Raw genomic sequence first — 12,897 nt, forward strand, 5'->3', positions numbered from 1 at the left:
CGCCACCCGCCCCGGGAACCCCGTCCGTCGCAGGGGCGTTGACAGGGGTTGCGGGGAGGTCGAGGGGAGTTGGGCTGTGGCGCAAAGACACTCACGGGGTCCTTGGCGGCTGCTGCTGGTCGAGGACGACCGGGAGCTGGTCGGCATGCTCGCCACCACCCTGCGGGACGAGGGGTATGCGGTCGACGTCGCGACGGACGGCCAGCGGGGCCTGCACCTCGGACTTTCCCGCCAGTACGACGTGCTCGTCCTCGACCGGCGACTGCCCGCTCTCGACGGTCTCGACCTCATGAGCCGATTACGGTCCCGAGCCGTCCGGACGCCGGTGCTGCTGCTGACCGCGATGGGGACCGTGCACGACCGTATCGACGGACTGGACGCCGGGGCCGACGACTACCTCGTCAAACCCTTCGACCTGGACGAACTGAGCGCGCGCCTGCGGGCCCTGTGCCGACGCGCGCTGGAGGCCAACGATGTCCTCAGGATCGGCTCGGCCCAGCTGTATGTCGGCCGCCGGGAGGTCGAGCTCGCGAACGGTGAGCAAGTCTCCCTCGCCGCGCGCGAGTTCGCTCTGCTGTGGGCGCTGGCCTCGCGGCCGGACGCCGTGCACTCGCGTGCGGAGCTGCGCAGACTGGTGTTCCAGGAGGCGCCCGCGTCATCCATTGTCGACACGTACGTCTACTACCTGCGCCGCAAGCTCGGCCGGCAGGTCGTGCGCACGGTCCGCGGTCTCGGCTACCGGCTGGGGGTGCTGTGAGCCGTCCGGTTCCGGCCGAGTGGGCGGCGGTGCGGCGGGCGCGCCTGCGGATCGCCGTGATCACCGGAGCGATCATCACCCTGTTGATCACAGCGGTCGGTGGTGTCGCGCACGTGGTGATGGTGGACGCGCAGAACGAGCAGGTGTGGCGTGAGCTGCGCTACGGCGCGAGTTCCGGGGATCTGACCCGGCCTCCGGTGTGCACCTGGCTGTACGTCCCCGGCGTCGCCCCGCTGCCCAACGCCCCGCGCGGATTCCCGCTGCGCGCCGATGTGGCACAGGTGCGCAGGACCCATGAGGCTGTGGAGCGCACCGTGGAGCGTGATCGCACGGTCTACCTGGTACGCACCCAGGTCAGGGCCGGCGGGGACGTGGTGCAGGCGGTGTTCGACATGCGCTTCCAACTGGCCGACCGCAGCCATCTGTGGTTCGCGCTCGGGGTGGCCGAGGTGGTGGGGCTGCTCGCCGCCGCCGTCACCGGGGCACTCCTCGGGCACAAGGCCGTGGCCCCCCTGGCCGAGGCGCTCACCCGCCAGCACCGGTTCGTCACGGACGCCAGTCACGAGCTGCGCACGCCGATCACGCAGGTGCACACGCGGGCGCAGGTGCTGGCCCGCCAGGCGGCCGTTCAGGAGTTGCCGGACCCGCACCGCGACGGTCTCGCCCGGCTCGTCTCCTCGACCGGCCGGCTCGGCGAGGTCCTCGACGATCTGCTGTTGTCGGCGAGCATCGCGGCCGGTCCGTCCCTGCCGTCGGAACAACTGCCGGTCGATCTGGCCGAGCTGGCCCGGTCGGTGGTGGCCGAGGAGTCGGAGCGGGTGCGGGCGCGTCGACTCACCGTCGTCGTGGACGGCCCGTCGCACCCCCTCCTCGTCGGCGGCATCCGGACCGCGCTGCGTCGCGCCGTGGGTGAGCTGCTGTCCAACGCGATCCGCCACACCCCGGCCGGCGGGCGGATCGACATGACCCTTTCGCGCACGGGCGGCCTGGTCGTGCTGGCCGTCGCCGACACCGGGCCGGGGTTCGACCCGGCGGCGGTGGAGCAGCTGTTCCAGAGGTTCCACCGCGGCAGCGGCGACGGCGGGCGGTACGGGCTGGGACTCGCGCTGCTGCGGGAGGTCGTCACGCGCCACGGAGGCACGGTCGCCGCCGCCGGCAGTCCGGGGCACGGCGCGCGGTTCATCATCCGACTGCCGGAGTACGTCCCCCCGCCCCGTGCCCGGGGCCGGGCCCGCCCGGTCATGGCCGCTCGTAGGCGGCGACCAGGCGTGCTGCGGCGCGGACGTCCGCGTCCAGCGAGCGGTCGGGCTCGACCGGGGGGATCGCCTCGGTGAGGGCGTCGAGGAGGTCCGCGCACCGGGGCGCGGTGGGGCGCCGCCCGCCGACGTGGACCGCCTGGCGCAGTCCGACCGCGAGCGAACCGGTCAGCAGGCCGAGCAGTTCCGCCATGTCGTAGGAGCGCAGGGCGGCCTGGGTGCCGAACGGTACGACGTCCTGGTTGTGCAGGTTCGTCGGCAGGCTCTGCATGCCCGCCGGCGTCGCGTTGCGGCGGATCTCGGCGACGAACGCGGTGGCGGCCAGCTGCACGCCCTGGAGTCCGTGCTGCAGCCCCGGGGCGGTGGCGAGCATCGGGGGCAGTCCGCCGTTGCGTGCCGGGTCCGTCAGCAAGTCGAGCTGGCGTTCGGCGAGGTTGCCGAGCTGGGCGATGACGGACGCGAGCAGGTCGGCGGCGAACGCGGCGGGCTGCCCGAAGAAGTTCCCGCCGTGCACCACCCTGCCCTTCTCCTCGTCGTCCGGGAAGAACAGCGGGTTGTCGCTGACGCCACCGAGGTCGGCGGCGACCACCGCGTCGACGTAGCGCAGCGCGTCCTCGGCGGCCCCGAGGAGCTGTGGGCTGCACCGGATGCTGTACGGCTCCTGGAGCGGGCGGGTTCCCGACGGAGCGGTGCCGGTGAGGGCCCTCCGCATGCGCGCGCCGGTGTCGGCCGCCCCGGCGTGCCCGTAGGCCCGCAGCAGGTCGCGGTCCAGGAAGCCGGGGTCGCAGCCCAGGATGTCGGCGAGGAGGCAGGTGAGGGCCGTGAGCGAGCGGTGCGCGTCGCGGACGCTGTCGCGGGCCAGCGCCAGGGCCGCGGTGGTGACCGAGGTTCCGTTGACGAGGGCGAGCGCGTCCCGGCCGTCCAGGGCGAGCGGGAGCAGCCCCGCCGCGGCCAGGGCCTCGTCGGCGGCCATGCGCCGGCTGTCCAGATAGGCGTGTCCCCGGCCGCGCAGCGCCTGTGTCGCGTAGGCCAGCGGGATGAGGTCGCCGCTCGCGCCGACGGAGCCGTAGCGGGGCACGGCGGGCGAGAACGTCGTGGCGAACATCGCGGCGAGCCGGTCGACCACCTCGGCGGACACGCCGGAGTGCCCCTGGGCGAGGGACCAGATCCGCAGCAGGAGGGAGGCGCGGCAGATCTCGTGCGGCAGATCGGGTCCCTGGCCGGCGCCGAGGTGGGCCAGGGTGTTGTCGCACTGGTCCGCCTCGTCGGGCCGTCCGGCGTATCCGACGAGTGCACCGAATCCGGTGGTGGCTCCGTAGATCGGGCGGGCCGTGCCGCCGTCGTGCCGCAGGCCGTCGAAGAGCCGGCGGCCTCGGTCCAGGCGGGCCCGGGCCGCTTCATCGACGGTGACGGTGAGCGGCGTCGCCGCGCGGCGCAGGGCGGCGGAGTCCGGCGGGGCGCTGAGGACGAGGGGGTCCGTGGTGGTGGGCACGTAGGGGAACGTAGGCGGCGAATCTCAGAGCGCTCTGAAATCCGGTGGCTAGCTTCCGGGGCATGACCCATGACTACCTGATCATCGGTGCGGGCCCGGCCGGACTGCAGCTCGCCGCCCTGCTGGAGCGGGACGGCGCGGATTACGTGGTTCTGGAGCGCGGCAGTGGCCCGGGCACGTTCTTCACCCGGTTCCCGCGGCACCGCTATCTGATCTCGAACAACAAGGTGCACACGGGGTACGACGATCCGGAGCTGCGGCTGCGAATGGACTGGAACTCGCTGCTGAGCGACGATCCGGAGCTGTTGTTCACCCGGTACAGCCCGCGGTACTTCCCGCCGGCCGACGACCTGGTGCGCTATCTGTCGGACTTCGCCTCCCGGACGGGGGTGCGTGTGCGGTACGACACCCATGTCGAGAAGGTCTCCCGTGACGCGGAGGGCTTCGCCGTCACCGACCGCACCGGCAGGACGTGGCGGGCGCGGCGCCTGGTGGTCGCCACCGGCATGCCCGTGCCGAACCTGCCGTCGATCCCGGGCATCGAGCTGGCCGAACGCTACGACACGATCGACACCGACCCGGGGTCGTACACGGATCAGCGTGTGCTCATCATCGGACGCGGGAACTCCGCCTTCGAGACGGCCGAGAACCTGATGGAGACCGCTGCGGTCATCCACGTCGTCGGGTCGGGATCGCTGAAGATGGCCTGGCGGACGCACTACGTGGGACATCTGCGCGCGGTCTACAACAACTTCCTGGACAGCTACCAGCTGAAGTCGCAGAACGCCCTTCTGGACGGCCGGGTCCTCTCGATCAGGCGGGAGGCGGACGGTTTTCACGTTCCGGTCGCCTTCGAGCGGGTCGAGGAGACGGTCAAGGAGCTGCGTTACGACCGGGTGATCGTCGCGACCGGATTCCGCTTCGACGCATCGGTCTTCGACGAGACCTGCACACCCGAGCGGATCGTCCATGACCGGTTCCCGGCACTGACGCCGATCGGTGAGTCGGTGAACGTGCCGGGTCTGTACTTCGCGGGGACGCTGATGCAGGGCCGCGACTTCGGCAGGGCCACGACGGGCTTCATCCACGGCTTCCGTTACGCCGTGCGCGCGCTGCACCGCGGGCTGCGGCAACGCCACGACGGCGTGCCCTGGCCGACGACGGATCTCGGTGGCACCACGGCACGGGCCGTTGACGCGGTGATCAGCCGCGTCAACCGGTCCTCCGCCCTGTGGCAGCAGTTCGCGGTTCTCGGGGACCTGCTGCTCCTCGCCCCGGACGGCACGCTGCGCTACGCCGAGGAGGTGCCGGTCGCCCATGTGCCGGATGCCGTGCGCGCGGGGGACTTCGGTGAGGTGACCGCGTACGCGGTGATCACCCTGGAGTACGGGGAGGACCACGACCGGGTGGACCCCTTCGACGTGTCCGCGGGCCGGAAGTCGCAGCAGGACGTGTCGGGGCTGGACGGCCGGTATCTGCATCCGGTCGTCCGCTGGTACCGGGCGGGCGAGTTCGTGGCCGACCACCACCTCACCGAGAACCTGGAGAACGAGTGGGACAGCGAGGAGATCCACCGCGCTCCGCTGGCTGCCTTCATCGGCGCGCAGCGCGGTACGGCCGTCCCGGTGGCGCCGTGACGCTTCGCGCCTTCCACGACTCCGCCCGGAAGATCCTCGATCCGGTGGTCTACGACTACGTGGCGGGGGGCGCGGGCGAGGAACGCGCGCTCACCGACAACGAGCAGGCGTTCGACCGGTACGCGCTGCTGCCGAGGGTGCTGAGCGGTGACGGGGCACGGGACACCGCCGTCGATCTGCCGGGTGCCCGGCGCGCCGCTCCGGTGATCGTCGCGCCGACCGCCTTCCACCGGCTGGTGCACCGGGACGGCGAGCGGGCCACGGCCCGTGCCGCCGCGGCCGAGGGCGCCGTGCTGGTGACGGGGGTGGCCGCGACGACCCCGGTCCACGACGTCGTCGAGGCGGCACGCGAGGCGGACCCGGAGGCCGCCGTGTGGTTCCAGTTGTATCCGCACCCCCGCCGGGAGGTCACCGGGGCGCTCGTCCACCGCGCCGAGGATGCGGGCTGCGCCGCGCTGGTGGTCACCGTCGACTCGCCGGTGTTCGGCCGCCGCACGAGGGATTTGCGCAACGGGTTCTCCGACCTGCCGGCCGGGTACGCCGCGGAGAACATGCGCGGCCTGCCCGGTTCCGGGCCGGACGCGCTCACCGACATTCCCATGTCGGCGTCGGTGCGCTGGTCCGACTTCGCCGCGGTCGTGCACGGCACCCCGCTTCCCGTACTGATCAAGGGTGTTCTGCATCCGGACGACGCACGCCTGGCCGTGGAGCACGGTGCGGCGGGCGTGATCGTGTCCAATCACGGGGGCCGGCAGTGCGACGTCGTCCCGGCGGCCGTGGACTGCCTTCCCGCGGTCTGCGGGGCCGTCGCGGGCCGGGTGCCGGTCCTGCTCGACGGCGGGGTCCGCCGGGGCGGCGATGTCGCGGTGGCGCTCGCGCTGGGCGCGAGCGCCGTCGGCGTCGGGCGCCCCGTGGTGTGGGGCCTGGCCGTCGACGGGGAAGCGGGGGTGCGGCGGGTGCTCGGTTCCCTGCGCGACGAGTACGACCACACGCTCGCCCTGTGCGGTGGGCGCCGGAACTCCGATCTCACCGTCGGCATGGTCGTACGCAGGGGTGGGACATGGTGAGTGCGCGGTCGCGGACGGACGCGTGGTGGTTGCCCCGTGCCGTGGTGGCGCTGCGCGTGCGCATCTTCGAGAAGGTCAACGGCGACCGGGCGGTGACCCTGCCCAACGCCGCGTACGGACCGGAGGTGTTCGAACGGGTCTACGCCCACCCGGCCGCGAACGGGCGGAGCCAGGGTGCCGGCCTGTCCGACCTGTTCTGGTACTGGCTGGCGCCGGGCCCCGAGGTGCACCAGGAACACCTGGAGGCCGGGGAGCGGTACCAGGAGGTCGCCGCGACGACGCGGCGCATCGTCGCCGGGACCTCGGCCGATCTCACTGCGGCGGCCTCGCGTGCCGTCGCCGCCGCGCTGTGCGCCCTGCCCGACACCCGGATCAGCCTCGTCCGGCTGAGGAACCTCGTGATGCCCGCGTGGGCGGCGTTCTGTTACGAGCTGGTCTTCCAGGAGCCCTGCCCGCCGGCAGCCGGGAAGCTGATCACCGCTCACGCCGATGACGTGATCACCGCGCTGAAGTGCACAGGTCTGCGGCATCCGCGCCGTCGGGCCCGGCTGACCGCCTACCTCGCGGACCGGGTCACGGCCGGCGACGTGCCGCATCCGCTGCCGGCCTCCCTGTCGGCGCGGGAGCGGGTGCACTACCTCCAGGGGACGTTCTTCAACACCGCGGTCGTGCAGCTGTCCGAGGCGACCGCGCACGTCCTCCTGGCCCTCGCCCGCCATCCGGACGTCCAGCAGCGGCTCGCCGAGGCCCCGGAGGACGACCGGTACCTGACGCAGGTGCTCGACGAGACGATGCGGCTGTATCCGCTGTTCGGCATCGCCCATCGCATCACCACGGATGCGATCCCGCTGGACGACGCGACGGTACTGCCGCCCGGCTCCGTCGTGTGCTTCAGCTATCCGGACTATCACGCCACCGGGTACGAACGGCCCGACGTGTTCGATCCGGACCGATGGGAGGGTGTGGCGGCCAAGGACGTCCACCACATCCCTTACGGTGTGGCGGCGAACCGGCCCTGCCCGGCGTGGCGGCTGTCGCCGATCGTGCTGCGTGCCGCGGTCCGCGAGGTGGTGACCCGGTTCCGGCTGGACTCGACGGCCTCGCACACCCGCTCCCTGCCGCACCGGGCTCCCTGCCTGCTGATCCCGCGCGGGCTGGCACCCGACGCCCGGCGCCTGAGCGCCCTGCGGGGCTTCGTACGGCTGCGGGACGGGGTGGAGGACGTGACAAGGGGCGTGCGGCAGTTGGTCCTCGGTACGGCGATGGTCCTGCACGCCCGCGTGCGACGCCCGGCGACCCGGTACTTCGATGAGCGGCGGGCCGGACGCTGTCCGGTCCTCGGCACGGAGCGGGGAGACGGATGACGCCCGGGAAGCAGGCGTCGCTGATAGCGCGGCCCCTGATGTTCTGGACCGGTGTCGGGCTCACGTGTGCGGGCGTCGGCCAGCACGTGTGGATGTTCGTCGACTCCGCGTCCATGGATTTCCACATGGCGATGATGGGCATGTCCGGCACGATGTGGGCCGCCATGGCCGCCATCGTCCTGGGCGTGGTGGTCTCGGGCCGGGCGGTCGTGCAGCCGTCCGGCGCGGGTGTCCCGCCCGCCCCGGCGCCGGACTCGGCGTCGCGGGCGAGCCGGCGCCGTCTCATAGGCGTGCTGAGCTTCGCGCTGCTGGTGGACCAGATGAAGCCCGCCACGCTGGCGTTCATCCAGCCCGGCATGCGTGCCGAGTTCCACCTGGGCGCGGAGGAGATCGCCTGGCTGCCGACGGTGGCGCTGAGCGGCACGGTGGTGGGGTCGCTCGTCGGGGGCCGGGCCGCGGACCGCATCGGGCGCCGGGCCACGATCCTCATCGCGTCCCTGCTCTTCCTCGGGACGACGGTGTGCGGTGCCATGCCGACGTTCGGCGGGATCCTCGTGATGTGCGCGCTGATGGGGATGGCGGCCGGGGGCATGCTGCCCGTCGTCTACGCCCTGATGACCGAGAGCCTGCCGCCCGGCCGGCGCGCGGCCATCATGGTGCTGCAGGCCGGACTCACCACCACGGGCGGCTACATGGCCGCCGCCGGGCTCGCCGCGGTGCTCATCCCGATGACCGGGTGGCGCGTCCTGTGGTTCGCCCAACTCCCGCTCGTCCTGATCCTCATCGCACTGAACCGGTGGATTCCGGAATCGGCCGCGTTCACCGCCCAGCGGTCCCGGCAGGTGCGTGTCCCGGCCTCCACGCTGTTCCGTCGTGCGCAGAGGACCAACACCCTGGTCGTCAGCGGATACGCGCTCGCCTGGGGACTCGTCTACTGGGGTTTCATCACCTTCCTGCCCAGCCAGCTGGAAGCGGCGAGTGGTGGGGGCATGTCCGCCGCCACGCTGCTGTTCCTCTCGTCGCTGCTGTCCATCCCCACCTGCGTCGTGGCGGCCTGGCTCTACATGCGCTGGTCGGCGCGCGGGACCATGGTCGTCTACGCGGCTCTCACCGTGGCGGCGCTGCTGCTCCTGGCCGCCGTCGGGATGGACGGAAGCCGGCCGGTCCTGCTCGCCGCCGTGATCCTGCTGTTCGCCGGAACCGCCGGGGTCATCGCGCTGATCGGCCCCTACACCGCCGAGGTCTATCCCCTGGCCATCCGGGGGACGGCCGGCGGCTGGGCCGCGGCGGTGGGCAAGTCCGGCGGGGCCTTCGGGCCCCCGCTCATCGCGCTGGTGCTCTCGGCTCCGGGGAGCACGCGTACGGCCGCCCTGCTGGTCGCTCTGCCCATGGCCGTGGCGGGAGGCGCCGTCGCCCTCCGGGGCAGCACCCCGTCGGCGGCCGGCCCGCCCGCCGAGGGCACCGCCCGGCTGAGCGCCGAACTCGACGACCTGGTGCGCGGCGAGTCCGTCCGCGCCGGGGAGGAGGACGGCACGATGGCACCGTGAGCGGCGCCACCGCGCCGGGCTAACTCCCCTGCGCCAGCCGCTGTTTGTCGGGCTTCCCGGCGGCGGTGAGTGGCACCTCGCCGATGAGTGTGAGCCGGGTGGGGGCACATGCCTGGCCCAGGCCGTCCCGCACCAGGGCCCGCAGCGCGCCGAGTTCCGGGGTGTGGCCGTCCGCGGGTACGACGAAGGCGTGGACGGCCTCGCCCGTGCTGTCGTCGGGGACCGCGACGACGTATGCCTCGGCCACCGAGGGATGGCCTGCGAGCAGCCGCTCGACGGGCCCGGCGTAGTACACATCGGCGTTGACGATGATCACGTCGCGGACGCGTCCCGTGAGCCACAGCCGCCCCGACGCGTCGAACCGGCCGAGGTCGCGGGTGCGTACCCAGCCGTCGTTGAACACCTCGGCCGTCAGAGCGGGTTCCTGCCAGTAGCCGGAACTCTGGGACGGGGTGCGGACGAAGAGCTCACCGTCGGTGCCCGGCCGGACCGGACGGCCCGAAGTGTCGCGGATCTCCACGTCCACGGGCGGCACACCGAGCGAGCCCGGGGCCTCCGCCGGGGTGGCCATGGAGATCATGCCTGTCTCCGTCTGTCCGTAGCCGTGGAAGACGATCGGGCCGAGCACGTCGGTCGCCTCGCGCAGCCGTCCCGGTTCCAGCGGCGATCCCGACACCATCAGCGCGCGCAGATGGGTGAGGTCCGCGGGCGCGGTGCGCTGGGCGGCCACGAGCTTGGTGAGCCGGGCGACCGTGATGACGCTCGCGGTCGCCCGGTACCGGACCAGGGCTTCGGGGAACTCCGGTGGGTCGGCGGTGACGAGGGTGCCTCCGGAGGCCAGGGCCAGCAGCCCGTACTCCATCATCACCTGGCTGGCGAGGGTGCCGAACACGAGGAACCGGTCGAGCCGTCCGGCGAGTTCGCGCACGGCGGGCGGCCAGGCGGCCGGACGGTGCGCCCAGCCCGCGGTCATGGCCGCGTAGGTCTGGGCGCACGCCTTGGGGACGCCCGTGCTGCCGCTGGTGTGCAGCAGTCGGGCGGTGTCCTCCGGCCGGGCCAGGATCTCCGGCCGGGTGCCGTCGTCCGCCGCCGCCAGCAGGTCGTCGAGTGTGACCACGAGCCCGGCCGGGGTGTCGGGGCCGTCCCTCCGGTCGGTGACCGAAAGGGCGGCGCTCCGCAGCACGTGCTCCCGCTGGTGCGCGGTCAGGCCGGGTCGTACGCCGACGACACGTGCCCCGACGACGTGGGCCGCGATGATCGCGGCGAACGTCCCGGGGCCGACCCCCGTCAGCACGGCGACGCCGACGCCGGGGCCGGCACCGTACTGTCGCAGGCCGTTCGCGGCCCGACGCACCATGGCGAGGAGTCCGGCCCCGGAGACCTCATGGCCGGCGTGCTCGAACACGGGCCGGTCGCCTGCCGCGTCGAGGATGTCCAGTACGGCGCCGGGGAACTGCTCAGTCAAGGCACTCCTTCACGAAGGCGGTGAGCGGCTGCCGGTGGATCGCCGGCAGGTTCCACTCGTTCTCCAGGTTCTCCGCCAGGTGGTGGGTCCCGGCGAGCGCACCGTCCCGGTAGTGGCGGACCACGGGGTGCAGGTAGGTGGCGTCCATGGCGTGTTCGACGTCGTTCTCCACGACGCGTGGTACGCCCACGTCGAAGGGGTCGGTACGGTCGTGCTCGGCCCCGTATTCCAGGTCGACGACGAACCGGTGCGGTGCCGGGCCGAGTCCGCCGTCGGTGACGTAGTCCAGCGGGACCTCCTCCTGGTACACGGCCCGCTCGCCGTCCACGCCGACCACGTCGCCGAGGAACCCGAACTGCTGCCACAGGGCCGAGGAGCGGTTGACGCGGGCGATGACGGCGTCGGCTATCGCCTCCGGTGTCGCGGGGAGCTCGCGGGCCGGCCACGGGGTGTCGAGGTGGCGGGCGTCCAGGATGCGGTGCAGGGCACGCACCGCGTAACGGAATCCGTGGATGAAGCCGTTGGTGGACTTCTTGAAGTCCCGTTGCTGCATCAGTGTGCCGGCGAAGTAGAGGTCCGGCACGTTGACCGACTCGAACGACGAGGTCTGTTCGGGAAACCGGTCGTTGATGGCGAGCGCGGGGCGGCAGGACACGTCGAAGGGGGACGCGTCGAAGCGGAAGCCGGTGCAGACGATGACCCGGTCGTAGTGCAGTTCACGCAGCGGTTCCGTGGTCCGTGCGTAGCGGAGCAGCACGCGGAAGCCGCCGTTCTGCGACTTCTCGATGCTCTCCACGGTGCCGTCGAGCACCGCGTTCTGCGATTTGAGCTGGTAGGTGTCGAGGAAGTTGTTGTTCACCGCGCGCAGATGACCGAGGTAGTGGGTCTTCCAGGCGAGCTTGACCGAGTGCGGGCCGACGACGTGGATCACCGCGGCCTTCTCCGTCAGGCCGTCGGCGGTTTCGAACGCGGAGTTCCCCTTCCCGATCACCAGCACCCGCTGGTTGGTGAAGGACGCCGGGGCGGTGTCGAAGGTGTCGTACCGTTCGGCGAGTTCGATGCCCGGTACGGGTGGCACGTACATCCGGGAGACGCCCGTCGCCAGGACGAGGCGCCGGCCCTGCCAGGACCGGCCTTCGCCGTCGGCGACCGTGAAGACACCGTCCTCGCGGGAGACCCGGACGACCTCCACGCCGTACTCGACGCGTACGCCGGTACGGGCCGCGAAGTCCGCCAGGTATCGCACCAGATCGTCCGCCGGTGGGAAGTAGCGTTCGCTGTAGCGGGTGAAGAGCAGTTCCGGGTCATCGCTGAGCAGCGAGTTCCAGTCCATGCGCAGGTTGAGTTCCGGGTCCGTGAAACCCGTGTTCACCTTGTTGATCGATATCAGCTGCCGATGGCGGGGGTAGCGGGTGAAGGACGTCCCGGGTCCTGTCCCCCGCTCCAGGACGGCGTAGTCACGCCCGTCCCGCTCCAGCAGAGCGGCGAGTTGGAGTCCGGCCGGTCCGGCCCCGACGATGAGATAGTCGCGCACCATGGACCGGACGGTAGTGGTGGCACATCAGAGGGCTCTGAGATTCCGGAGTCGGCCGCGGGAGCCGTACGGGCGCGGGGCTCGCGAACCGCCCTTCGGGCTATCCTCCGCGCATGCGTGAACAGTTCACCGGCTGGCCGGAGCAGGCCATGGACGTGTTGTGGCAGCTCCAGGGCGAACCCGCGAAGGAGACCAGGGAGCGCTGCCGGGCAGATCGTGAGCTGCTGGTCCGGCAGCCGATGATCGCGCTGCTCAACGAGGTCGCGGACGCCGATCCCCGGTACGAGGACTTCTCCGTCTGGCACTACCGCACCGGGTCCTGGTGGTGGCAGAACCAGAGTGCGGTGATCCGGCTCGGCCGCAAGGTCGAGATCAATCTCCGGTTCTCGCTGGACGGGCTGTGGATCCAGGGCGCCTGGTGGTATCCCGACCCCGGGCAGGTGGAAGCGTTCCGCGCGGCAGTGGTCTCCGAGGGCAGCGGCGGCGAGCTGGCGGCCGTCGTCGAGGACGTGCGGCACAAGGGCTACGACGTGTCCGGGGACCTGATGAAGCGGCTTCCGCGCGGCTGTCCGGCGGACCACCCCCGGGCGGAACTGCTGCGCCACCGTTCGCTGATCGCCGCCCGTTCTCTCGGCTGCGAGGAGTGGCTCCACACTCCCGAAGCGGTCGAGCGGGTGCTCTCGGCCGCCGCCGACCTGGACACCCTGCTGATGTGGCTGGCACGCCACGTCAACCGCACGGCCCGACGCCCCTGAGGAGGGGCGTCGAAGCGGCCGGT

General features: G+C 72.2%; 10 protein-coding genes. 7 read left to right on the top strand and 3 right to left on the bottom strand.

Annotated elements, in window-relative coordinates; translation table 11 throughout:
- The first annotated feature begins 76 nt into the window (after window positions 1–76).
- Together ACZ6C6_RS13335 and ACZ6C6_RS13340 are read left to right on the top strand one after the other, a co-directional pair.
- Complete coding sequence (locus ACZ6C6_RS13335; protein ID WP_469202153.1) at window positions 77–757, top strand: response regulator transcription factor; 681 nt, start codon at window positions 77–79, stop codon at window positions 755–757.
- Window positions 754–2,091 (top strand): sensor histidine kinase, encoded by a 1,338-nt coding sequence (locus ACZ6C6_RS13340; RefSeq protein ID WP_469202155.1) that lies wholly within the window; start codon window positions 754–756, stop codon window positions 2,089–2,091. The genes ACZ6C6_RS13335 and ACZ6C6_RS13340 overlap by 4 nt, the downstream gene beginning before the upstream one ends.
- On the opposite strand, the gene ACZ6C6_RS13345 is transcribed toward ACZ6C6_RS13340, so the two are convergent.
- Window positions 1,997–3,505, bottom strand: coding sequence for an aromatic amino acid ammonia-lyase (locus ACZ6C6_RS13345; RefSeq protein ID WP_469202157.1), 1,509 nt, complete (start codon window positions 3,503–3,505; stop codon window positions 1,997–1,999). The genes ACZ6C6_RS13340 and ACZ6C6_RS13345 overlap by 95 nt on opposite strands.
- Before the next feature lie 62 nt (window positions 3,506–3,567).
- On the opposite strand from ACZ6C6_RS13345, the gene ACZ6C6_RS13350 reads away from it, so the two are divergent.
- The 4 genes from ACZ6C6_RS13350 to ACZ6C6_RS13365 are packed head-to-tail and all read left to right on the top strand — an operon-like array spanning window position 3,568 to window position 9,120.
- Window positions 3,568–5,142 carry an NAD(P)-binding domain-containing protein gene (locus ACZ6C6_RS13350; RefSeq protein ID WP_469202159.1) on the top strand — a complete coding sequence of 525 codons (1,575 nt, stop codon included), beginning with the start codon at window positions 3,568–3,570 and terminating at the stop codon, window positions 5,140–5,142.
- Window positions 5,139–6,209: an alpha-hydroxy acid oxidase gene (locus ACZ6C6_RS13355; protein WP_469202161.1), complete on the top strand. Its 1,071-nt coding sequence runs from the start codon at window positions 5,139–5,141 to the stop codon at window positions 6,207–6,209. Before ACZ6C6_RS13350 ends, ACZ6C6_RS13355 begins: the two co-directional genes overlap by 4 nt.
- Entirely contained in the window at window positions 6,203–7,573 is a 1,371-nt protein-coding gene (locus ACZ6C6_RS13360; RefSeq protein ID WP_469202163.1) for a cytochrome P450, read from the top strand. The genes ACZ6C6_RS13355 and ACZ6C6_RS13360 overlap by 7 nt, the downstream gene beginning before the upstream one ends.
- Window positions 7,570–9,120, top strand: coding sequence for an MFS transporter (locus tag ACZ6C6_RS13365; protein ID WP_469202165.1), 1,551 nt, complete (start codon window positions 7,570–7,572; stop codon window positions 9,118–9,120). The genes ACZ6C6_RS13360 and ACZ6C6_RS13365 overlap by 4 nt, the downstream gene beginning before the upstream one ends.
- Before the next feature lie 19 nt (window positions 9,121–9,139).
- On the opposite strand, the gene ACZ6C6_RS13370 is transcribed toward ACZ6C6_RS13365, so the two are convergent.
- Together ACZ6C6_RS13370 and ACZ6C6_RS13375 are read right to left on the bottom strand one after the other, a co-directional pair.
- The gene (locus ACZ6C6_RS13370; RefSeq protein WP_469202167.1) at window positions 9,140–10,585 is read right to left on the bottom strand and encodes a class I adenylate-forming enzyme family protein; all 1,446 of its coding nucleotides are present in this window, start codon (window positions 10,583–10,585) and stop codon (window positions 9,140–9,142) included.
- Window positions 10,578–12,122, bottom strand: a complete 1,545-nt coding sequence (locus ACZ6C6_RS13375) for an NAD(P)-binding domain-containing protein (RefSeq protein WP_469202169.1) — start codon at window positions 12,120–12,122, stop codon at window positions 10,578–10,580. The genes ACZ6C6_RS13370 and ACZ6C6_RS13375 overlap by 8 nt, the downstream gene beginning before the upstream one ends.
- Window positions 12,123–12,232: 110 nt before the next feature.
- Between ACZ6C6_RS13375 and ACZ6C6_RS13380 the strand changes: the two genes are divergently transcribed.
- A complete protein-coding gene (locus ACZ6C6_RS13380; protein ID WP_469202171.1) occupies window positions 12,233–12,874 on the top strand; it encodes a DUF2461 family protein in 642 nt (213 codons plus the stop codon).
- Window positions 12,875–12,897: the final 23 nt, after the last annotated feature.

It is taken from the genome of Streptomyces sp. NPDC041814, assembly GCF_055590565.1.

What these genes read in the sequence shown, in the direction of transcription:
- ACZ6C6_RS13350 (WP_469202159.1), top strand. Translation starts at nt 3,568, where the DNA reads ATGACCCATGACTACCTGATCATCGGTGCGGGCCCGGCCGGACTGCAG.
- ACZ6C6_RS13360 (WP_469202163.1), top strand. Translation starts at nt 6,203, where the DNA reads ATGGTGAGTGCGCGGTCGCGGACGGACGCGTGGTGGTTGCCCCGTGCC.
- ACZ6C6_RS13380 (WP_469202171.1), top strand. Translation starts at nt 12,233, where the DNA reads ATGCGTGAACAGTTCACCGGCTGGCCGGAGCAGGCCATGGACGTGTTG.
- ACZ6C6_RS13375 (WP_469202169.1), bottom strand. Translation starts at nt 12,122, where the DNA reads ATGGTGCGCGACTATCTCATCGTCGGGGCCGGACCGGCCGGACTCCAA.
- ACZ6C6_RS13365 (WP_469202165.1), top strand. Translation starts at nt 7,570, where the DNA reads ATGACGCCCGGGAAGCAGGCGTCGCTGATAGCGCGGCCCCTGATGTTC.